Source organism: Streptomyces sp. NPDC058620 (genome assembly GCF_042717135.1).
Classification (GTDB): domain Bacteria; phylum Actinomycetota; class Actinomycetes; order Streptomycetales; family Streptomycetaceae; genus Streptomyces.
The window spans coordinates 1-20,991 of record NZ_JBHXQO010000035.1; the positions used below are offsets into that span (position 1 = coordinate 1).

At 70.7% G+C, this 20,991-nt stretch carries 14 protein-coding genes and 1 pseudogene; 13 read left to right on the top strand and 2 right to left on the bottom strand.

Annotation, left to right across the window (positions count from 1 at the left end; genetic code table 11):
• The first annotated feature begins 546 nt into the window (after positions 1-546).
• On the top strand, positions 547-1,905 hold the full coding sequence (locus ACFWSK_RS26365) for a hypothetical protein (RefSeq protein ID WP_383790911.1): 1,359 nt from the start codon (positions 547-549) through the stop codon (positions 1,903-1,905).
• On the opposite strand, the gene ACFWSK_RS26370 is transcribed toward ACFWSK_RS26365, so the two are convergent.
• Positions 1,875-2,408 (bottom strand): NUDIX hydrolase, encoded by a 534-nt coding sequence (locus ACFWSK_RS26370; RefSeq protein ID WP_383790914.1) that lies wholly within the window; start codon positions 2,406-2,408, stop codon positions 1,875-1,877. The two genes, ACFWSK_RS26365 and ACFWSK_RS26370, sit on opposite strands and share 31 nt — an antisense overlap.
• Before the next feature lie 230 nt (positions 2,409-2,638).
• Between ACFWSK_RS26370 and ACFWSK_RS26375 the strand changes: the two genes are divergently transcribed.
• The 12 genes and pseudogenes from ACFWSK_RS26375 to ACFWSK_RS26430 all read left to right on the top strand — a co-directional run bounded on the left by ACFWSK_RS26375 (position 2,639) and on the right by ACFWSK_RS26430 (position 20,343).
• Positions 2,639-2,950 carry a hypothetical protein gene (locus tag ACFWSK_RS26375; RefSeq protein WP_383790917.1) on the top strand — a complete coding sequence of 104 codons (312 nt, stop codon included), beginning with the start codon at positions 2,639-2,641 and terminating at the stop codon, positions 2,948-2,950.
• A 457-nt stretch (positions 2,951-3,407) separates the two neighbouring features.
• Positions 3,408-8,636, top strand: a complete 5,229-nt coding sequence (locus tag ACFWSK_RS26380) for a sacsin N-terminal ATP-binding-like domain-containing protein (RefSeq protein ID WP_383790920.1) — start codon at positions 3,408-3,410, stop codon at positions 8,634-8,636.
• Between the two features lie 673 nt (positions 8,637-9,309).
• Positions 9,310-10,347, top strand: coding sequence for a hypothetical protein (locus tag ACFWSK_RS26385; RefSeq protein ID WP_383790923.1), 1,038 nt, complete (start codon positions 9,310-9,312; stop codon positions 10,345-10,347).
• A gap of 377 nt (positions 10,348-10,724) precedes the next feature.
• Positions 10,725-10,856 (top strand): annotated as a pseudogene (locus tag ACFWSK_RS26390) (undecaprenyl-diphosphatase); the annotation flags it as partial.
• A 39-nt stretch (positions 10,857-10,895) separates the two neighbouring features.
• Positions 10,896-12,164: an FAD-binding protein gene (locus tag ACFWSK_RS26395; protein WP_383790926.1), complete on the top strand. Its 1,269-nt coding sequence runs from the start codon at positions 10,896-10,898 to the stop codon at positions 12,162-12,164.
• Positions 12,165-12,587: 423 nt separating this feature from the next.
• Positions 12,588-12,983 carry a molybdopterin-binding protein gene (locus ACFWSK_RS26400; RefSeq protein ID WP_383790929.1) on the top strand — a complete coding sequence of 132 codons (396 nt, stop codon included), beginning with the start codon at positions 12,588-12,590 and terminating at the stop codon, positions 12,981-12,983.
• Between the two features lie 49 nt (positions 12,984-13,032).
• On the top strand, positions 13,033-13,818 hold the full coding sequence (modA, locus tag ACFWSK_RS26405; RefSeq protein WP_383790932.1) for a molybdate ABC transporter substrate-binding protein: 786 nt from the start codon (positions 13,033-13,035) through the stop codon (positions 13,816-13,818).
• 81 nt (positions 13,819-13,899) lie between these two features.
• A complete protein-coding gene (locus ACFWSK_RS26410) occupies positions 13,900-15,843 on the top strand; it encodes an ABC transporter permease (RefSeq protein ID WP_383790934.1) in 1,944 nt (647 codons plus the stop codon).
• A gap of 157 nt (positions 15,844-16,000) precedes the next feature.
• Complete coding sequence (locus tag ACFWSK_RS26415; RefSeq protein WP_383790937.1) at positions 16,001-16,741, top strand: class I SAM-dependent methyltransferase; 741 nt, start codon at positions 16,001-16,003, stop codon at positions 16,739-16,741.
• Entirely contained in the window at positions 16,738-17,856 is a 1,119-nt protein-coding gene (locus ACFWSK_RS26420) for a pyridoxal-phosphate dependent enzyme (protein WP_383790939.1), read from the top strand. Before ACFWSK_RS26415 ends, ACFWSK_RS26420 begins: the two co-directional genes overlap by 4 nt.
• On the top strand, positions 17,853-19,076 hold the full coding sequence (locus ACFWSK_RS26425) for an ATP-grasp domain-containing protein (protein WP_383790942.1): 1,224 nt from the start codon (positions 17,853-17,855) through the stop codon (positions 19,074-19,076). The genes ACFWSK_RS26420 and ACFWSK_RS26425 overlap by 4 nt, the downstream gene beginning before the upstream one ends.
• Positions 19,066-20,343 (top strand): MFS transporter, encoded by a 1,278-nt coding sequence (locus ACFWSK_RS26430; RefSeq protein WP_383790945.1) that lies wholly within the window; start codon positions 19,066-19,068, stop codon positions 20,341-20,343. Before ACFWSK_RS26425 ends, ACFWSK_RS26430 begins: the two co-directional genes overlap by 11 nt.
• Here the strand turns inward: ACFWSK_RS26430 and ACFWSK_RS26435 are convergent.
• Positions 20,332-20,982, bottom strand: coding sequence for a sigma-70 family RNA polymerase sigma factor (locus ACFWSK_RS26435; protein WP_383790948.1), 651 nt, complete (start codon positions 20,980-20,982; stop codon positions 20,332-20,334). The two genes, ACFWSK_RS26430 and ACFWSK_RS26435, sit on opposite strands and share 12 nt — an antisense overlap.
• Positions 20,983-20,991 lie beyond the last annotated feature (9 nt).

Below are 20,991 nucleotides of genomic sequence, written 5' to 3' on the forward strand. Positions count from 1 at the left end.
TCAACCCGCCACCCTGTGGATACCTCATCCTCTCGTGATACCGCAGGCAGACACCCCTCGTCAGCCCTTATGACTTCACGAGTTCAATCTCAGTAAGGGAGCCTTCAACGCCGGAAGGCGGCCACTACGCCGACCCCGGCGCGATAAATGCCGGCTGAAAGGCACGGACCGACGACGAGGTACCGCCACAGCGGAGGCATTCGCACGGGGGGTAGCGGCCGGGGTTGGAGAGGATGTCGAACGGGTCGGCTTCCAGGACCCGTGTACGCGGCGACCACGTCCGGCCCGAGTCCCGCGATACCCGGATGCTCATCAGGACGCGGGGCTCTATGCCTAGGTCAGGGGTTGCCCCGAGGGCCGTTCGCTCTGTGTCAGGAGTGCCCGCCGAATCGTTCAAGGCGGTCGTCCTCGGTCGCTTCGCCATGTCCAGAAGGATCGCGATCAGGACAGCGAGCCAGAAAGGCCCAGCGGATTACCCAACTTGGGTAACATCACGGTCGGTTGAGAACTTGAAGCGATCCGTAGTCTTCCTCCGGAGCGTGCCCGATGCCCGAGACACGTCGTACGAAGGAACTACCAGTAAGTCTGCTCACCGAGCCCGAGATGATCGACGCGTGCCGCGTGCGCGACTTCGCGAGGGTCTTTCACCTGGTCAAGACTCGGGCAGGCATTTACCCGTCGATGATCGCGCGTCAGTGCGAGCTGACGCCGAGTCGAGTGGGTGAGGTGATCGCGGGTCAGCGGCAGCTCCTCCACATGGAAGTGATCGAGCGGATCGCTGATGGATTGCGTATCCCGAGGCACATGCTCGGGCTTGCCCGCCGCACGTGGGAGACGCCGGCTGTCTTGGCCCTGGCCGAGCGGGAACGGTCGGAGTTCGGTCACGTGGCCGTTGAGCCGAAGCTCCTCAGCGCCTTACCGGGCGTGGAGGTGGACAGCATCCTGGCCCTGGCCGCCGGAACCAACCCGAGCCCATCCACACTGCACGCTCTGCGTTCCTCGATCGAGGACTACTGGCGTCGCGATGACGAGCACGGGGGCGAGGCGCTTCGACCTGCTGTCGTCGGCCAGCTGCGATATGTCGAAGGGCTGCTGAAGGACCAGCGGCCCACGTCGATCCAGCACGGCCTGTACGGCATCGCGGCGGAGCTGGCGCGGTTGACCGGGTGGACGTACTTCGATGCCCGGCAGTACCACCAGGCCCGCGCGTACTTCTCGGAAGCTCTGCAACTCGCAAGAGAGATTGACGACCACCCATTCATGGCCAACGTCCTGGCCTGCATGAGCCTGCAAGCGACCTACCAGGACAAACCAGCGGACGCGCTCGCGCTGGTGTCTGCCGCCCAAGACCAGGCCCGAGCAGCCATCGGCACGACGCCGAGAGTACGAGCCATGCTGGCCATGCGTGAGGCATTCGCCCACGCGACCTTTGGTGACCGGACAGCAACCCACACCGCAATCTCCGAGGCGCACAGTCAGTACGACCGGATCAAGGCAGATGACCCGGACCCGGCATGGGTGACGTACTTCGACGAGCCGAAACTCATCGTGGACACGGGCATCGCGCACGGTCGTCTTGGCGAGGCGGCGATCGCCGAACCGTTGATCGCGGATGCGCTGGAGCGGGAGGACCCCGCGAACCAGCGCGGTAGGGCGTTTCACGCCTTCTGGTTGGCCCGTACGCAGCTCCAGCGGGGCAAGCTCGACCAGGCGTGCCACACGGCGATCGACGCACTGGTGCCCGCAGCAGCCGTGTCGTCGGAGCGGGTGACCGGGCACCTTCGCGAGTTCTACGAACAGCTTGCGCCGTATCGCGAGGTGCCGGCCGCGGTCGCCTTCGAGGCACGCCTACGAGCGATGCTTCCCCCGCAGGGTCAGCGAACCCCTTCGTCCATCAGGACGTAGAGCAGGCCGACGAGGGAGCCGCTGCTGACGATCTCGCGGCGGTCGATCATGCCCCGGATGTTCGACAGGGGGATCCACTCGATCCGGTCCGACTCGTTCTTCTCGGTCGGCGGCCCGTCGTACGTGGCTCCGTCGGCGCGGAACAGGTGGTGCTGGGAGTCGGTGATGCCGTTCGCCGGTTCGGCGTAGATCAGCGGCTTCAACGGGCGCGACCGCCAGCCGGTCTCTTCGAGGACTTCACGGGCGGCAGCCTCGCCGGGCGTCTCGTCCGCCTCGACCAGGCCCATGGGCAGCTCCCAGGCCCACGCGTCCGTGATGAAGCGGTGGCGCCACATCATCAGGACCTCTTGGCGGTCGTTGATGACAGCGGCCACGGCCAGGTGGCGGAGCTTGACGACGTGGTGTTCCCAGCGGTGCCCATCCGGCGTCTCGATGTCGGTGAGCCACAGGTTCACCCACTTGTTTTCGTAGATCGGACGTTCACCGTGGATCTTCCACTGCATCGCTGCGGCCCCTCTCGATCGGCCTCCAGCATCGCAGAGCCAATTTAGAAAGCAGCCTGGTTCAGGCAAATTCACGTCACAGTGACGAATATGAAGGGGGTCCTGCCGGTCTGTGGAGGGACCTGGGCCCGCAGCAGCAACCCGATGATCACTGATCTGACCGGACGGCTGTCCGAGATCGGCGAGCAGGCCATCGCCGGGCTGCTAACGGCGCTGCCGGGGGTGCCCCGTTGTATGCGCCGAACGTCAGCTCCCCGTCCCTCGCTCTCTCCGCGGCGCTCGCTTCGGTGACTTATGGCATCAAGCGGCAGCTCACCCCGCCGACGCCCTGCACTTCCAACGCCCACGAGGCCACCAACGCGGCTCTCCTGCCCCTCACCCTCGATCAGGCCCGATCCGCGTTCCGGCACAGCCCCGTCACCCAAGAGGTGTTCGGGAGGGGCGTGGTCGAGCACTACGCCCACCTCGCGCAGCTCAAACTCGACCACCACCGCGGCATCGTCACCGACGCCGAACAGGCGCGCTGGTTCACCCGCGCCTGATCCCGCCGCACCGAGACCAGACTCCGGCCGGGAGAGCTCTCCCTGGGCCGGGGTCTACTCAACCTGCACTGCCACGCCATCGCCGAAGCGAGAGGGCCCGTTCATGCCCGCGCGGACCTCCACGGCCGCCTCACATCCGACCCCGGCGCAGGTGAGGAGGGCGTGGGAGCGGCGCTCGACGCTGGGTAGCGCCTTCAGTGAGATCGCGCAATCGGCAGCCAGCGCCGCCCGGTAATCACCTGCATGGATCTGTGAAGTTGCACAGCGAGGGGGCACCGAAGTCTCCTCCGTGGCCACGCAGGCAGGATGGCCCCGCCAAGCCCCTTACCCGCTGATAAGATCATCTTGCGGTTGTCTCGGGGGGTACGGCGTGACGGGTGCTAAACATAGTCGGTCCGCGGATGCGCGGTCTCGGAAGTCCGCCGCGTGGCGCAAAACGGTCATGGACCGGGCGCTCATGGAGACCCGTGGCTGCCTGCGAGACTGGCAGGACGGCCGGGAGTCGGCCCAGGAACTCAAATCCGTCGCTGAGACGATCATCGTGCCCGAGTACCAAGGGCGAGTTCTGATCGAGCTGTTGCAGAACGCCCACGACGCGCACCCCTCACGTGCCCTCGACGGGCGCCTCGAGATCCTCCTCGACGAAGACGAGGGCGAGCACGGCACCCTGTACGTCGCCAACGGCGGAAGGCCCTTGGGTACAGGGGACTTCATCGACCTGTGCAACATCGGCCTCTCCCGCAAGCGCCCCGACGAGGGCATCGGGCACAAAGGCGTCGGCTTCAAAAGCGTTCTCCAACTCACCGAGTCACCCGAGCTGTACAGCGTGTCCCGGGCGGGTTCGAAGACTTTCGACGGCTTCTGCTTCCGCTTCGCCCTGCCCGGCGACTTCGCCTGGCTGGCCCGTCAAGTCGATCCCGGTCAGGAAGGCCTGGCTGCCTACCTGGAAGCCAACCTCTTCCGGCTCAAAGTGCCGGTCCCCTTGGACGAAGTGCCGGAGGCCACCCAGCGCTTCGGGCGGCGGGGTTTCGTCACCGTCGTCCGGCTTCCGCTGCGCTCGCCGGAAGCGGCCAAGGCCGCCCGGGATCAGCTCGGTGAGCTGATGGACGACGCGGCACCCTTCGAGCTCTTCCTGGACCGTTTGGAACGGGTGACCCTCGGCCGCAGGACGGCGGGCAGGACTCAGCGCAAGAGCTACGACCGCACGGTTCGCCAGCTCTACCGCTACCAGGGCCTCACGGTCCAAGAGGTCACACTGCGGCGGGGGATGCGCCTGATCCTGGTGCGGGCGAAGGTCGACGAGCAGCTGGCCCGGACGGCTATCGCAACCTCCGTCGAGGAGGGGACCATGCGCCCTGACTGGGCGGTGTGGGCGAAGAAGGCCGAGGTCAGCGTGGCCGTTCCGGTCGGCGATCCGCTGGACCGCGGCCGACTCTACACGTTCCTCCCCATGGGGGAGCAGATCTCCGCGCCGCTCAACGGCTTCGTCAACGCGCCGTTCTTCGCCGAACTGAACCGACGGTCCTTCAACGAGGCTATGCCCTGGAACGACCTTCTGCTGGACACCCTCGCGACGGCCTGCGCTCGTGCGGTCTTGCTCGGCGGCCGGGGGCGTCTCCCGCTGCCGGCGGGGGCGCTGACGGATCTGATGTGCTGGAGCCCGGACCAGGTGGAGCGGCTGGAAGCGGCGTTCGACGCGCTCGGCCACGACCTGGACCATGTGCCGTTCATGCCGGTGCTCGCCCCGGCCGGCGGGAGTACCTCCGTCGGGTACGGATACCTGTGGGCCGGCCAGGACACCGCGAAGGTGTTCACCCCGGAGGCCCTCGCCGCCACCGGCCTGGAAGACCTCATCGACCCCGGGCTCCACCCTGCCCGGCTGCTTCGCCTCACCGTGCTGGCCGACGCGCGCCGGCTTGGCCTCACCCCGGGACCGGATCAGGTTGCCGAGTGGGCCGAGAGGCTGGCGCAGAGGACCCTCAAGGATCCGCTCGACCCGGGCTGGTGGGCCGACTTCTACTACGACCTGTCCGTCTGCTTCCCGAATGCCTTGGCTCTGAACGGCAAGGAAATCATCCTCAGTTCCGCGATGACCCTTGCTCCCGCCGGCGCCGAGAACGTCTTCCTGGATCGAGGCGCCGATTCCGCGTCCGCCCTCCCGGCCATGCCCGCAGGGCTTGCCGATCACGTCTTCTTTGTCCACGAGTCGGTTGACTGGTCCGGGAAGCGCGCCAAGCGCCGGGCCTCGGGGCGGCGCTGGCTGCAGTCCGAGCGCCTGGTCCAGGAGTACGGGTCCGAGGCCGTTCTCCGTGTGGTCACGGCGGCCATGGGAGCCAACGGCCAGGACGAGGGCCTGCGGTTCCAGTGCCTGTGGTACCTCTGCTCGGTATCGACCGCGCTGGAGCGAGCCGGCCGTAGGGCACCCGCACCGCAGGGACTGCGCGTACCGACCCGCGGTGGCTGGCTGGAGGCGACCCGGGCCATGTTCGGGCCCGGCTGGCCCGGAGACCACCGTTCGGTGGACGACACCCTGACCCGCTTCCTGGATGGTGTCCTAGGCATCCCCGTACTGGCGACGACCGCCGGCCGGCTCCTGCTGACACCCGAGGAAATCTGCGGGGAATCGGGCCTGACTCCCCAGACCATGCTGCAGTTCCTTGAACGCCATGGCGTACGCCATGGCCTGCGGCCGCGCTACGAGGCGTTCTCGGGCGGCGTCAGAGGGGAGGGCCTCAACACGCCGGGATGGTTCTCCGGCATGTGGCACAAGGACGCGGGCGGCGACTTCCCGAAGCAGTGGCGTGACACCGCCGTGCACTGGCCCAATCGACGGCCCGTCGCCCACGCCACCGTCGAATACCACCCGTCCCGCAAGGCGCTGCCCGTGCTCCCCGGCCAGTACGACTACGCCGAGTTCGATGAGCAGAGCCGCCGGTTGTACGCGGAACTCATCGTGCACGGTCTTGGAACCTGGCGGGACAGTGATCTCGAGACGAGGTTCGTCCGTCCCGTGTCAGACGGCCACGGCACTCCGTGGCCGACGCCGCTATCGGCCTTCCTCGCCCAGGCACCCTGGATCCCCCAGATGCCTGCCCACGGAGGCGGGGTCACCTTCGCCCCGGCCGCGACAGCATGGTGGTGGTACTCCCACGAGACTCCACCCGACTACCTAACCGTAGTTCCCCCTGCACTGCGCCGGCGGCAGTCCGCGGGGGTGCCCGACCGGTTGCGTCTGCTAGGCATCCGCGCCTGGGATGATCTGCGGACCGCATCCGAGCGGCTCCGTCATCTCCCCGCCCTCGTGGAGGAGCACGGGTACCTTCGCCAAGGGATTCACCGGTACGCGCTGAGCCGAGCATACGAGCAGGCCTGGTCCGAAGTGCTCTCCGCACCGGAGGGCGCCGCAATCTCCCCGGCCGCGCCGGACCTCCTTCTTGTCGCACGGGCCGGGGCACTGGAGACTCATCGGAGCGTGCCGGAGGGCGAGACCGTCTACGTACCCGACCCGCAGGGGGCACAGAACCAGAAGCTCCTCGAACGCGTCCCGGTTCCCCTCCTGCCGGTCGAGGACAGAACTCTCGGCCTGCGGATCCACAAGTACCTGAAGGCGCGAGGGGGATTCGCCGTCCGCCGCGCAAGCAAGGCCGACACCGACATCCGCGCAGGGGTCCTGCCCCTGGGCCGGGCGCCGCGCGAATCACTGCTGGCGTACGCGGGGTCATGGCTGCGCACGTTCGTGGCAGCGGCGGTGGAGCTCGATGAGGAAAGGCCCTCGCGCCCGGACCCCGTAGCGCTGCCGGAAGTACTCCGGCGCCTGCAGGCGTGCGAGTTCACCGTGGCGCGCGAGGCCGTCGTCTGGATTGCCGGGCACAGGGTCGAAGAATCGGCCGCCGATCACTCGCTCCTGCACCAGGACCCGACTCGGCCCTGCCTCGTCATCCTGCACACGGGAGAGCCCACGAAGTGGCGGCTGCTGCGGAACGCGGCGACGGGGCTCGCCGGTCTCGTCGGCGCGCCCTACCTGGCCAAGGGTTTGCGCGCGGCACTCATCGAGCTACAGGATCGGTGCCCGCAGACGGAGGAGATCGACGACGAGCAGATCGCGGCCGCGCTCGACGTGCCCCTGCGAAGGCTGGAACTCGTCCTCGCGGACCGAGCCTCACGGCGCTCCGGCAGCGCCCTGCTCGTCCCCCTCCTCGCCTGCGTCGACATCGATCTCGCGGAGGAGCTGCAGCGGAGCCTGGAGAGCTTCCACGGCCGTACCGAACTGCGAGACTGGCTTGCCGGCAAGCTCGATCACCACCGTGCGGACCTGCTGCTGCGGCTGCTCGACGATGACGACCGGCAGCGGCAACTGACCGAGCTGTCCGTCTCGCTGGCCGACGCCAACCAGGCGTGGCGGACGCTGGGGCTGCCGACGCTCGACCACCAGGCCAGGCACCGGCAGCAGTTCGAGGCGTGGCTGCAACGGAACCAGCCGGCCCTCGCCGCGCGGGTCCGCGACGCCCACGCCGGCGTGCACCGGTCGGGCCGCTCCCTCGCCGGATACCTGAGGCTGCGCTCGCTGCCGGGGTTCGAGCCCGACCCCCTGTGGCACACGACCCGGTGGGACCTGTCCCCCGAGCTGCTCCAGTTCCACGCGGACGCCTGGGCCGCGGCCCGACTTCCGGCTCCTGCCCGTCGGCAGATCACCCTGCGCCCCCTGGAGGAGGTCCGCGAGACGTCCATCGGCGCGGTCCACCGATCACTGCCGAGGCTACGGGGCCTCATCGAGGAGTGGACGCGACGCGCAGGCTCCGCATCGGCTCTCTCCCTGCCGGGTGCCGCCGACCTCGTCCAGGAGCTGGACGAGGAGGGCCTGCTCGATTTCGAGGCCCTCACCTCTTCGGTCCTCATCGGCTGGCTGAAGGGCCACGGCTACTGGCCCGACGGGATGCCCGCGACGGACCGTCGCGCCGAACTGGGCCTGGATACTCCCCACGTGTCGTTGCCCAGGCAGCGTTCCGGTAGCAGCTCACCCTCCGGGTCCACCCCGCCTGCGGGGGGACCGGGACCGCACATCCTGCTCAACGGGCAGCCCCTGCCTACCGAGCCGGACGAACTGAGGGAACTTGCCCAGGCGGTCGCCGGCGACCTGACCGCTGAGCAACTGGCCACGCCCGCCCAGCCGACGGGAGCCCTGGCCCCGGCCGTTGGCAGAACCCGCAGAACACCGGGGTCGGGCGGCGGATCCGGAGGCTACCGCGCGCCCACCACCGACCAGGACAAGACCACAGCCATCGGTCTCGCCGGTGAGGCGGTCGTCGGCGCCTGGCTGCGTCAGCAGTTCGATGTCCCCGAAGAGACCTCCTGGAAATCCAGCCTGCGTTCCCATGTCATCGCTGGCGGACTGGGGGACGACAGGCTGGGCTACGACTTCCGCATCCACGACGGAGACCGGACGTACCTGTACGAGGTCAAGGCCTCGGTCGGCAACAGCGGCGAGTTCATCCTCGGAGACTCCGAGGTGGAACGGGCCTCTCACCTGGGCCCGGACGAGACGTACATCATCGTGTACGTCTCCGACGTCCTGGACCGCACTCGCCGCCGAATCACCCCGCTCCCTAATCCCTTCGGCGCACCAGGCCTGGCTGGTTACGAGCTCGTCAGCACGAGAATGCGGCTCCGTTTCGCCCTCTCACGGTAGAGGGTTCCCGGAGGGGTCTCGCCGAACTCATATGCGGACGCTGGTAATCAGCTGACTGAGCGCTACGCGGACGGTCGGCACGCCACCTCATCAGAATCGCCCGGTGGCGTGCAGCCCGGCCTCGCCAGGGGCACGGCAGGGAGTCGTCGGGTCGGCAGATCAGGTGATCCGCGACCGCGGAAGCCGCAGTGGCCCTGTATGCCGTCGGTGACCTTGAGCAAGGAGGTGACCTGCTCAGCTCACGGCGCGCTCCGACCCCGTACGGCAACGTGACCTCGAGCTGTGAGGCGACGGCAGGCCTCTCTCGCCGCCCAATACCATGCCCCGAAACTGGCAGCGGAGTTGCTTGAGCGAGCAGAACGGCTGGCCGACGACGTTTCTTCCGGCTCCACGGCCGATCCGAGCACCCCGTGACGGCCTGGGCCGCTGTCGCGGCCGCGGGCCCGCACGCCGCACGGCTGCACGACCGGATCGTCCGCTACGCCGACGAGTTCCCCGCCGCCCCCTGTCCTGCCTGGTCGACGCCGCGACGGCCTTTGCCCTGGCCAACGACCGCCCGGATCACGCGCATGCGCTGGCCCGGCAGGCAGCCCGGCGCCTTGAGAGTGCGCTGGGCGACCCCGACGCTCTTGCCTACGACGACGCGCAGAACCTCGCCTTCCTCCTGGCCCCGATGCTCACGAGCGTTACACGCGCCCTGGTGGACACCGGCTCCACAGACGACGCACGCCACCTCCTGACCTGCGTGCCCGACACACGGCACACCTTCCTCGGCAGGGACGTACGCGACGGAGCGTACACAGTGATCGCCGCGGACCACCGCTCCCCGGTCGAGCACCCCTCCGGGGAAGCACTGGCCGAGCAGGCCTGCCACCTCGCGCAGCACAACCGGCACGAGGAGGCGAGCCGCCAGCTGCTCCAGGCCCTGGAATCACTCGAAGCCTCCCCCCACGCCGCCGAACCTCTCCGTCCGCGACGGCACGCCCGGCCGCGACGTCAGCGATGCGGGGGCCGACGCACAAGCCCTGGCGTATGCCGGCGAGGCCCGCGAGCCCGTTCCCTCGTGCAGGACACCAACGGCCCGGGCAGCGACCGGAGCCAACGCGCGCTCGTCGCCGTGGCGGCCGGGCTGCGCTCCCACGCCCCGGCCGCCGCAGCCGACATCATCGGCCACCAGCGGGAACTGCTCCTGGCCAGCACCTCCCCGCGGGGGCCGGGCGGGCGCATCGCCGATCTTGCCGAACTCCTCACCGCTCTCCAGGACACGGATGCGGCCTGCGCCGAACGCCTCCGCGACGCCGCCGAACGCACATGGGAACAGCTGAAGGACACACGCACACCGCTGGATGCGGAGGACACCCTCGTCCTGCTCCTCCTTAATACCCCCGGGCAACGCGAGCAGGCCGGGCAGACACTGACAGGGTGGGAGGAGAGCAGGACGAACGTGCCGCCGTGGGAACTGCCGACCGCAGCTGTGGCCGTCGCACACGCCGCGTTCGGCGACCTTGATGCCGCCCGCCGCTGCGCGAACGGTCTCAACGTTCCCCACGGCCGGTCCGCGGCGTTCGCCGACGTGGCCAGCTACCTCACCGGCGCGCCCGTAGCCCTCGGATCCGTCTCCGAAACCACCAGCACTGCCTTCGCCCGGACGTTCCGGCCGGGTTCCGGCGTCGGCAGTTCCCCGCATCGGTCCTGGAGTGGTGGGCGTTGACCTCGTCTCCTCCGCTGCCGGTGAACATGACGTCGCACCGTCGGGTGGTTGCCTGGGCTCGTACGACGTCGAAGGCTTCTTGGTAGAGCGCCCCTGCCGGATCATGCGGCCGGGGCCGACCGTATCGCCGTCGACCGACCGTTCTACTCGGGCAAACACAAGCTCGCGGGCCGCACGGACGTCATCGACGGACCGACAACTCGCACGTTTCCCTGACCATGCAGCAGGAGATTGCCGATTCGCTGCAAACCAGGTGGCTGCGCTTCGTGGCCAGCGAGGGAGAGCACTGGAAAGTGCCATCTCCCACTGCTCTCCCATTCGATCTTGATGAGTGGTGGAAACAGCAGGTCAAGGCCGCCCAGGACCTCGACTTGAACTGGTTCATGAAGTTCATTACCACCAAGAGCTTCATGCCGTTCGTCATCTACCGCGTGCTGCTGGGCATCCTGCTGTTCGTGCTGGTGTCGGCCGGAGTGCTCAGCCCGCACGCGGGTGAGTCGGCGGGCTAGCCGGCGACCGTTGCGGGACCAGGGCAGGGGAGAGACACGATGACGACGGACGGCCTGCGGACAGCCGTGACGAACTGGGCGGGCAACGTCGGTTTCACCGCCCGTGAAGTGCTGCGCCCCGCCTCGCTCGACGAGCTGCGGCGCGTCGTCGCGGACGGGCGGCGCGTGCGGGTGCTGGGCAGTGGGCACTCGTTCAACACGATCGCCGACAGCGACGACGTGCTCGTGTCGCTGGCCGGGCTGCCGCCGGCCGTGGACGTCGACACGGCGGCGCGCAGGGTGCGGGTGGCGGGCGGGGTCCGTTACGCCGAGCTCGCGCGACGGGTGCACGCCCAGGGGCTCGCCCTGCACAACATGGCCTCGTTGCCGCACATTTCCGTCGCCGGTTCCGTGGCGACCGGTACGCACGGTTCGGGCGATGCGAACGGGGCGCTGGCGAGCGCGGTCCGAGAGGTGGAACTGGTCACCGCCGACGGTGAGCTGCTGACACTGAGCCGTGACAAGGACGGCGAGCGCTTCGGCGGCGCCGTCGTCGCGCTGGGCGCGCTCGGTGCGGTGACCTCGCTGACGCTGGACCTGGTGCCGGGATTCGACGTGCGTCAGTACGTCCACACGGACCTCGACCTCTCCGACGCGCTGGCGCACTTCGACGCGATCACGTCGGCCGGTTACAGCGTGAGTCTGTTCACCCGGTGGCGGGAGCCGTCCTTCGGGCAGGTGTGGCTCAAGTGCCGTGCGGGCGAGCCGCGGCCCGACTTCCCGTGGGCGGCACCCGCGGTGAAGCAGGTCCATCCGGTGCCGGGGATGCCCGCGGTCAACTGCACCCCGCAGCTGGGCGTGCCCGGTCCCGCCCATGAGCGACTGCCGCATTTCCGTGCGGAGTTCACCCCGAGCGCCGGTGCGGAGCTGCAGTCCGAGTACCTGGTGGCCCGTACGGACGCGGTGGCGGCTCTGAGCGTGCTGGACGGGATGCGGGAGGTCATCGCGCCCGTGCTCCAGGTCTGCGAGGTGCGCACGATGGCCGGGGACGAGCAGTGGCTGAGCCCCGCCCACGGCCGCGACACGGTCGGCCTGCATTTCACCTGGGTGCCGGAGACCGCGGACGTACTGCCCGTGCTGGCAATCCTGGAGGAGCGCCTCGCCCCGTTCGCCCCGCGTCCGCACTGGGGGAAGGTGTTCACCGTCCGCCCGGACGTGCTGAGGGGGCGGTATCCGCGGATGACGGACTTCGAGGCGCTGGCCCGCGAGCTGGACCCGTCGGCCACGTTCACCAACACCTTCCTGCGGGACGTGCTGTACGGCGCCTGACGGCGCGGGGACGCCGGGGGCCACCCGGTGGGCGGCTCAGCGGCCGGGACGTGTGACGTTCCAGGACAGCGGTGGCAGGACCGCCCGCAGCCGACCGTCCGTGAGCATGGCCCCGTCGACGCTGTACGGGGCGCCGGGTTCAGCCCGCTCCGGCCCCGGCGGCGGCGGCTGCTGACCGCGAACGCCGTGAGGTGCCGTCCTCACCGTCCACGGCCCGTGGCGTGCAGCAGGTCCGCCTCCGCGTACGACGGCGTCTCGTACGTCGGTGAGTCCACGCGCACCTCCACGACGCGGCCACGCCGACACCGGCCACCTGCGTGCACGGAGGTCACTTTGGATCATCCTCCAGCCGATTCCGCAGGTGCTCCAAAACTCGGCGATATCCATTGCACGTGCGAGATGAATCCGAATATCTTGTCGCACATGCAGTCCTACACCATCGGCCAGGCCGCCCGCCTGCTCGGCGTCAGTCCCGACACCGCCCGGCGCTGGGCCGATGCCGGGCGAGTGGCCACCCACCGGGACGAGGCCGGGCGGCGTCTCATCGACGGGCGTGACCTCGCGGCTCTCGCCGTCGAGGTGGGCCGGCCCGGGAGCGAGGAGGAGGACCCCTCCTTCACTTCCGCGCGCAACGCGTTCCCGGGCATCGTCACCGCCGTCAGACTCGGCGATGTCGCGGCCCAGGTCGAGATCCAGGCAGGGCCCCACCGGGTCGTCTCGCTCCTGACCCGCGAGGCCGTCGAGGAACTCGGACTGGCCGTCGGTATGCGGGCCACCGCCCGTGTGAAGTCGACCAGCGTGCACATCGACCGCACTTGAGCCGGCCGGCTGCCGGCCGTCCGACGTGTACCCGAGGAGTCCCCCGCCCATGCCACCCGCCATCACCGGACGCCGTCTCGTCGTGACCGCGCTGACCGCCGCCCTGCTCGTTCCGCTCGCCGCCTGCGGCAGCGACGGCGGGAGCGAGGACAGTGCCTCCGGGGCTCCGGAAACGAGACTCACCGTCCTTGCCGCGGCCTCCCTCACCGACGTGTTCGCGACGGCGGGCGCGGCGTACGAGAAGGAGCACCCCGGCACGAAGGTGACCTTCTCCTTCGCCGGCTCCCAGGAGCTCGCCGCCCAGGTCGAGCAGGGCGCCCCGGCGGATGCCCTGGTCACCGCCGACACGAAGACCATGGACGGGCTGGCGTCCGAGACGGGCACGCCCACCGTGATCGCGAAGAACCGGCTGGTCATCGCCACCGGCGAAGGCAACCCGGAGAAGATCGAGGGCCTGGAGGACCTGGCCCGCAGCGGACTGAAAGTGGTCCTCGCCGCACCGGAGGTCCCCGTCGGCCGCTACAGCAAGCAGATCCTGGACGCCCAGAAGCTCACCGTGAAGCCGGTCTCGCAGGAGGCGGACGTCCGCGCGGTCCTCAGCAAGGTCGCGCTCGGCGAGGCGGACGCGGGCCTCGTCTACAAGACCGACGCCGCCTCGGACGCGGACCGGGTCGACGCGGTCGACATCCCCGACGCGCAGAACGCCGTCGCCTCCTACCCGGCGGCCACCCTGCGGCAGTCGGAGAACGCGGAGGCCGCGACGGCGTTCGTGAAGTGGCTCGGCGGGCCCGAGGCACAGAAGATCCTCCAGGACGCGGGGTTCCAGCAGCCGTAACCGCGCGGCTCCCGGGGGGCGATCCGCGTGCCCGTCCCCGGGCCGTCCCCCCTTGGCCCCGCCCCAGTTCAGGAACCGCCGATGAGACGCCTTCGCCGCCGCCGGACCACCGGCGCCCGTACTCCCCTGGCCCTGGCCGTGCCCGCGATGGTCGCGATCGCGTTCCTGCTCATGCCCCTGGTCGGCATCCTGGCGCGTACGTCCTGGCGCGACCTCGGTACGCATCTGACGAGCCCCGGCGTCACCGAGGCGCTGCGGCTGTCCCTGCTGGTCTCGTTCTGGGCGCTGGGTCTCTCCCTCATCCTCGGTGTGCCGCTGGCCTGGCTGCTGGCCCGTGTCGAGTTCCCCGGCAAGGCCCTGGTCCGCTCGCTCGTGCTGCTGCCGATGGTGCTTCCGCCGACGGTCGGGGGCGTGGCCCTGCTGCTGGCCTTCGGGCGGCGGGGGCTGCTCGGGCCGTGGCTGGAGGACACGTTCGGCATCACGCTGCCGTTCCACACCTCGGGTGCGGTGCTGGCCGCCACGTTCGTCGCGATGCCGTTTCTCGTCATCAGTCTCGAAGGCGCGCTCGCCGGGCTGCGTCCCCGTTACGAGGAGACCGCCGGGTCCCTCGGGGCCTCCCCCTTGCGGGTCTTCTGGACCGTCACGCTGCCGATGGTCGCCCCCGGGCTCGCCGCGGGCGCGGCGCTCACCTGGGCGCGGGCGCTGGGTGAGTTCGGCGCGACCATCACCTTCGCGGGAAATCTGCCCGGCACCACCCAGACCCTGCCCCTCCAGGTCTATCTGCTGCTCCAGGACTCGCCGGAGGCCGCGACCTCGGTGTCCCTGCTCCTGCTGGCCATCGCCATGGCCGTCCTCGTCGCCCTGCGGGGCCGCTGGACCGGCGGAACGGGAGGCCGGGTCCGCGAGGTGCGGAATCCGGCCGACGACGCCACACGGCCCCCGGCGGAGCCGCCGGTCCCCGTACCCGCGGAGCAGGAACTCCCCGAGCAGCGGTGGCCGCTCCACGCGGTGGTCACCGGCTTCGATCAGCTGACCCTGGACGCCGCACCCGGCACCACCATCGCCGTCGTCGGTCCGAACGGGGCGGGCAAGACCACCCTCCTGCGCGCCCTGCTCGGCCTCACTCCGAGGGCCCACGCGGAACTCCGCCTCGGCGACACCGACGTCACCGGACTGGCACCGCATCACCGGGGCGTCGCCTGGGTCCCCCAGGACGGCGCGCTCTTCCCGCACCTCAGCGCCCTGACCAACACGGCGTACGGGCTGCGCGCCCACGGCGTACCCCGTGCCGAGGCACGGCGCGAGGCGCAGCGGTGGCTCGACCGGCTCGGTGTGGGCCACCTCGCCCAGCGCCGCCCCGCCCAGCTCTCCGGCGGTCAGGCGGGCCGGGTCGCCCTGGCCCGCTGCCTCGCCGCCCGCCCCCGTCTGCTGCTCCTGGACGAACCGCTCGCCGCCCTCGACCAGACCACCCGCGCCCAGGTCCGCCACACCCTGCGGGCCCATCTCGACGGCTTCGCCGGGGTCTGTCTGATCGTCACCCACGACCCGGTGGAAGCGGTCGCACTGGCCGACCGGGTCCTGGTGCTGGAGGACGGCCGCATGATCCAGTACGCCCCGCCGGCCGAGGTCACCCGGCATCCGCGCTCGCCGTGGGTCGCCCGGATGCTCGGCAGCAACGCCTGGACGGGGACCGCCACCTCCGACGGCCTCGCGCTGAGCGGCGGCGCGCATCTCGTGGCCGCGGAACCCCTTGCGCCCGGCACCGACGCCCTCGCCGTCATCGCCCCCGAAGCGGTGTCGCTGCACCGGAACCCTCCGGAGGGCAGCCCGCGCAACGTCTACCCCGGCACCGTCCGGGAGATCACCGCGCTCGGCAGCCGTCTGCGGATTCTCGTCGACTGCGAGGGGGTGCCCGGACTCGTCGGGGAGATCACCCCTGCGGCCGCAGCGGAACTGGGCCTGCGCGAGGGCAGCGCCGTGTTCGCCGGCATCAAGGCCACCGAAGTACGGCTCGTCGGCCACTGACCACGCGCGGCTCCAGGGACCGCGCCACGGGCCACCGGTCTCGTCCTCCGTCGTGATCTCCGGGAACCAGGTGCCGGAGTCCACCGACTACTGGGACGAAGCACCGTGACACGAGCGGTATCAGGGGCCCGTGCGGCCCAGGAGGAGGCCGACAGGCATGCACTGGTACGAGGACGACTCCCTGTGGTCCGACTTCGCACCCACGATGTTCTCCGCCGACCGCACCGCCTCCGCGGCTGCGCTGGTGGAGTCCTCGCCCCTGCTGGACTTCCCGCCGGGCTGCCGGGTGCTCGATCTCTGCTGCGGCCCGGGACTCTTCCTGGTGCCGCTGGCCCGCCGCGGCCACGTCGTCACGGGCGTCGACCTCTCGCCGTCGATGCTCGGCCGGGCGCGGAGCGCCTGCGAGCAGGCGGGGGCCGAAGTCCGGCTGGAGCGGGCCGACATGCTGACGTACACGGCTCCGGGGGCGTTCGACGTCGTACTCAACGTGTTCACGTCCTTCGGGTACTTCGACGACCCGGACGACAACCTGCGGGTGCTGCGCAACGCCTGGCAGAGCCTCGCCCCCGGCGGGCAGCTCCTGGTGGACGTCATGGGCAAGGAGGTACTGGCCGGCTGGATCGGGCGCCCGCAGGCCGTGGACCTGCCGGACGGTTCGTACGTCGTCCAGCGGGACACCGTCCTCGACAGCTGGCGGCGGCTGCGGACCGACTGGACGCTGGTGCGCGGCGCCTCGGCCCGTACGGCATCGCTGACGTCCTGGCTCTACAGCGCCGCCGAACTGCACGCGCTGTTCGAGACCGCCGGGTTCACGGATGTCGACTGCTTCGGGGGCTTCGACGGATCGGACTACGACCACCTGTCGAAGCGCCTGATCGTCCGCGGGCGGCGCAAGTGAGCCCCCGCGCGGAGGCGAGCCCTCCCACCACGGACGCGCGTTCCGGAGCACCGGGCGTCCATGAGCACATCACCGACGCCATCAAGGCGCCCGACCTCGTCCGGCTGGACGGCAATGTCGTGCTCGCCCGTTTCGAGACGATGAAGGTGTACGCGGCGCTCGGCGCCGTCCGCTCGCTGCTGCGGCGGGGGCGGATCGTGCCGGGCCAGACGCTGATCGACAGTTCGAGCGGCATCTACGCGCTCGCCCTCGCCATGGCCTGTCACCGCTACGGTCTGCGGTGCCACATCGTGGCGTCCACGACGGTCGACTCGGTGATGCGCGCCCAGTTGGAGATCCTGGGCGCCACGGTCGACCAGATGCCCCCTTCGCAGAGCCTCCTCCTGGACCAGGAACGCCGGGTGCGCCATGTGCGCGGGCTCCTCGCCGACCGTCCGGACTTCCACTGGATGCGGCAGTACCACGACGCCGTCCACTACGAGGGGTACCGGGACTGCGCCGATCTCGTCTCCGGGGCGCTGCCCGAGGGGCCGGTGACCGTCGTGGGCGCCGTGGGCACGGGGGCGTCCACCGGCGGTCTCGCGCAGGCCCTGCGGGCGTCGGGGCGGGCGGTGCGCCTGGTGGGCGTCCAGCCGTTCGGCAGCGTCACGTTCGGCAGCGAGCAGTTCAGTGACCCGGACGCGATCATCGCCGGTATCGGCAGTTCCATCCCCTTCCGGAACGTCCGCCACGAGCTGTACGACACCGTGCACTGGCTTGACTTCCGGCACGCGATGGCGGGTGCCGTCGGTCTGCTGCGGCAGCACGCGGTGTTCGCGGGTCTGTCCACGGGCGCAGCGCATCTCGTCGCGTCGTGGGAGGCCGCCAGGCATCCCGAACGCCTCCACCTCGTCCTCGGCGCCGACACCGGTCACCGTTACGCGGAGCGGGTCTTCTCCCGGCACGCCGAGGCGCGGGACATGGCGGGACTCCGGCCCCTGTCCATCGGATCGCTCGCCGAACTGCGCCCGCCGTGGTCGGTCATGGAGTGGGCGAACCGCGCCGCACCGCCGGGAGCCCGCTGCAGTGGTGAGAACGCCCCAGAATCCGTACCGTCCGTGGAGCTGACGTCATGACGCTCGCCGCACTCGAATCGCTCTCGTTCGGCCTCGCCCGTATGGTCTCGGCCGCCGAGGAGACCGGACACCGGCTGTGCCTGCTCACCGGCGACCGGTCGGTGTACGGGCACGAACTGGCCACCCTCACCGACGACGCGCTGACCGTCGTCGATGTCGACACCCACGACCCGGTCGCGGTCCGTCACGCGCTGGCCGCCGTCCCCGGTCTGGCCGGACTGATCAACACGACCGACACCTGGAGCGTCCCGGCCGCTGATCTCGCGGCGGAGTTCGGGCTGCCGGGCCCGGACCCGGCAGCGGTGCGCCTGCTGCGCGACAAGCACCGGGTGCGCGGCCTGCTGCACCGCCGCGGTCTGAGCGGCGGCGGCGCCGTGCGCGTCGAGACGGCCGGAGACGCGGCGGGGGACATCCTGCGCGAGGTGGGTCTGCCCGCGGTGCTCAAGGACTCCGCGGGGACCTCTTCGCGCAACGTCTGGATCGTCCACGACGAGGAGGCCCTGCGTGACGCACTGGCGGAAGCGGCCCAACAGCCCTTCATGGGAACGCTGTTCGCGGAGAGCTTCCTGTCCGGCCCGCTGTACAGCGCGGAGACGCTCAGCTGGGACGGCGTCACCCGGCTGCTCGGCGTCCTGAGCCGCCAGACGTCCCGGCAGCCCGCGGTACGGGAGGAGGCCGCCGCCTTTCCCGTCGCCCTGCCGGACACCGAGCGGCGGGGGATCGCGGAGTGGGTCGGGCGGGTCCTGTCCGCGGCGGGGCACCGGAGCGGCTTCGCCCACGTGGAGTTCATCCTCACGGCCAGGGGACCCGAACTGGTCGAGATCAACCGGCGGATCGGCGGGGCGCTGGTGGGCGAGGTGCTGTGCCGCTCCCTGGGGACGAACGTGTACACCGCCATGATGGAGGAGGCGCTCGGCCGGCGGCCCCGGCTGATGGACGCGCGCCTCGACGCAGCGGGGCCGGCGTTCGGCTTCGTGCTCGTCCACGCGGACCATCCGGGTGTTCTGAAGGGCTGGCTCGGGCTGGACGAACTCGCCTCCTTCCCCGGCTCGGTGCGCTGGTACCCCACGAGGGAACCGGGCGAGACGCTGGCCCACGTCGGCGACCAGCGCGGCTGCACGGGCATCGTGCTCGCCGAGGCCGCGACGGCGGAGCTGGCGCAGCACCGCGCGTGGAGCGCGGCCACCCGGGTGCGGCCCGTGGTCACCGGTGGGCCGTGAGGCCGCGGCCGCCGGGCGGCGGGTCACCGGCCCGCAGGCGTTCCTGCTGGCCGGCTCGTTCCTGATCACCCTCGGCAGCTTCGCCGTCCTGCCCTACATGTCGGTACTGCTGCACCAACGGCTCGGGCTGGGGCTCGGCACGGTCGGATTCGTCCTGGCCGTCGCCTCGTTGGTGCAGTTCTCCGGGGGTGCGGCGGCAGGGGCCGTGGCCGGCCGGATCGGTCTGCGGGCGACGATGCTGGTGGCGCTCGCGCTGCGCACTGCGGGATTCGCGGCGTTCCTGCCGGGGATGCGCAGCCCGGTGGCCGCCGTCGGCGCCCTGCTGCTGGTGTCCTGCGGAGCCGCCCTCTATCTGCCGGCCAACAAGGCGTACCTGGTGGAGGGTGCCACGGAGGCGGACCGGCCCCGGGTGCTGTCGGCCGGGAACTCGGCGTTCAACGCGGGCATGGCTCTCGGGCCGCCCGCCGCGGCGCCGTTCGTCCTGGGGTCGCCGGCCGTGCTGTTCGCCTGCGTCTCCGTACTGTTCGCCCTCGTCGGCGCGGGGCACGCGCTGCTGCCGCAGGTCGGAGCCGGAACGGCGACCGCCCCCGCGAGCGCCGGCAGCGGCCCCTCGTACGGCAGGGGCCCGGGCCCCTCCCCCTTCGCCGCGACCGTCCTCGGCGTGTACGTCTTCATGTTCTTCCAGCACTACCTGGCCCTGTACGCGGTACCGCGCACCTCGGCAGCCTTCTACGGGGCCGTCCTGATGGGGTACGCCGCCCTCCTGGTGGTCGTCCAGCCCCTGCTGTCCCGCCGGATCGCCGCGCTGACCTACCGCAGCGCGATGCGGGTGGGATTCGGAGCCATGGCCGCCGGAACGGCCGTCATCGGCTTCGGCGGGTACGTGGGCATCGGCGCGGGCGCCGCGCTGATGTGCCTGGGGGAGATCGTCCTCTTCCTGAAGAACGACCTGGAGGCGCTGGCCCGTTCGTCCGCGCCGCCTGCCGCGGTCTTCGGCAGACAACGGCTGGCGGCGGGTATCGGCGCGTTCGGGAGCGGTGTCGTCGGGGGCCAGTTGTACGCGACGGCGGACGCGGCGGGCTCGGCCCGGGCGTTCTGGGTGGCCGTATGCCTCCAGGCCGTGATCCTTCCCCTGTGCTTCCTCCGTGGCCGGGTGGGGCCGGTTCCAGGTACCGGCCCCACCCGGCCGGTTCCAGGAACCGTCCGGCGACGGAGGAGGCGACGGCCGCCGGAGCAGCCCGGCGAGCCTGTCAGGTCAGGGCAGTAGGGCGTCGGGGCCGGACCCGCCGGCCGGTATCGACGGTTCCGTGCTCCAGACCGCCGCGAGATCCCGCCGGGCGCGCGCCACGCGGGAGCGCACCGTGCCGATCGGGCAGCCCGCGGTGTCCGCCGTCTCCTCGTACGACATACCCAGGAGCTGGGTGAGGACGAACGCCTGGCTCCGCGCCGCGTCCATGGTCCGCAGTGCGTCGAACAGCGCCACGCTCTCGTCGAACCCGGGCGTGTGCCGCGGCTGCGCACGCTCGGCCGCGGCCTGCCAGTCGGCCGTGTCGGCGATCCGTGGCCGGACCGAGGCCGTGCGGTAGCCGTCGATGACGACGCGCCGGGCGATGGCCAGCAGCCAGGTGCGGGCACAGGAACGTCCCGCGAAGCCGGCCAGTCCACTCATGGCGCGCAGATAGGTCTCCTGGGCCAGGTCCTCGGCGCCCGGCCCGTCGGCACCGAGGTACGTGACGAACCGGCGTACGTCCTCATACGTCGCCCGGACGAAGTGCTCGGCCGCCTCACGGTCACCGCAGCCGGCGGCCAGCGCCCAGCCGGTGATCTGTAAGTCCCTCCGCTGAGCGGGAATTCTCCGGGCGGCGGCGGGCCCGGGAGCAGGAGAAAGCGTCGGGGCAGGGGTCATCACAACACG

Coding starts and splice junctions, on each gene's coding strand:
- ACFWSK_RS26365 (WP_383790911.1), top strand. CDS start 547: ATGCCCGAGACACGTCGTACGAAGGAACTACCAGTAAGTCTGCTCACC.
- ACFWSK_RS26370 (WP_383790914.1), bottom strand. CDS start 2,408: ATGCAGTGGAAGATCCACGGTGAACGTCCGATCTACGAAAACAAGTGG.
- ACFWSK_RS26380 (WP_383790920.1), top strand. CDS start 3,408: ATGGAGACCCGTGGCTGCCTGCGAGACTGGCAGGACGGCCGGGAGTCG.
- ACFWSK_RS26385 (WP_383790923.1), top strand. CDS start 9,310: ATGCTCACGAGCGTTACACGCGCCCTGGTGGACACCGGCTCCACAGAC.
- ACFWSK_RS26395 (WP_383790926.1), top strand. CDS start 10,896: ATGACGACGGACGGCCTGCGGACAGCCGTGACGAACTGGGCGGGCAAC.
- ACFWSK_RS26400 (WP_383790929.1), top strand. CDS start 12,588: ATGCAGTCCTACACCATCGGCCAGGCCGCCCGCCTGCTCGGCGTCAGT.
- modA (WP_383790932.1), top strand. CDS start 13,033: ATGCCACCCGCCATCACCGGACGCCGTCTCGTCGTGACCGCGCTGACC.
- ACFWSK_RS26410 (WP_383790934.1), top strand. CDS start 13,900: ATGAGACGCCTTCGCCGCCGCCGGACCACCGGCGCCCGTACTCCCCTG.
- ACFWSK_RS26415 (WP_383790937.1), top strand. CDS start 16,001: ATGCACTGGTACGAGGACGACTCCCTGTGGTCCGACTTCGCACCCACG.
- ACFWSK_RS26425 (WP_383790942.1), top strand. CDS start 17,853: ATGACGCTCGCCGCACTCGAATCGCTCTCGTTCGGCCTCGCCCGTATG.
- ACFWSK_RS26435 (WP_383790948.1), bottom strand. CDS start 20,982: ATGACCCCTGCCCCGACGCTTTCTCCTGCTCCCGGGCCCGCCGCCGCC.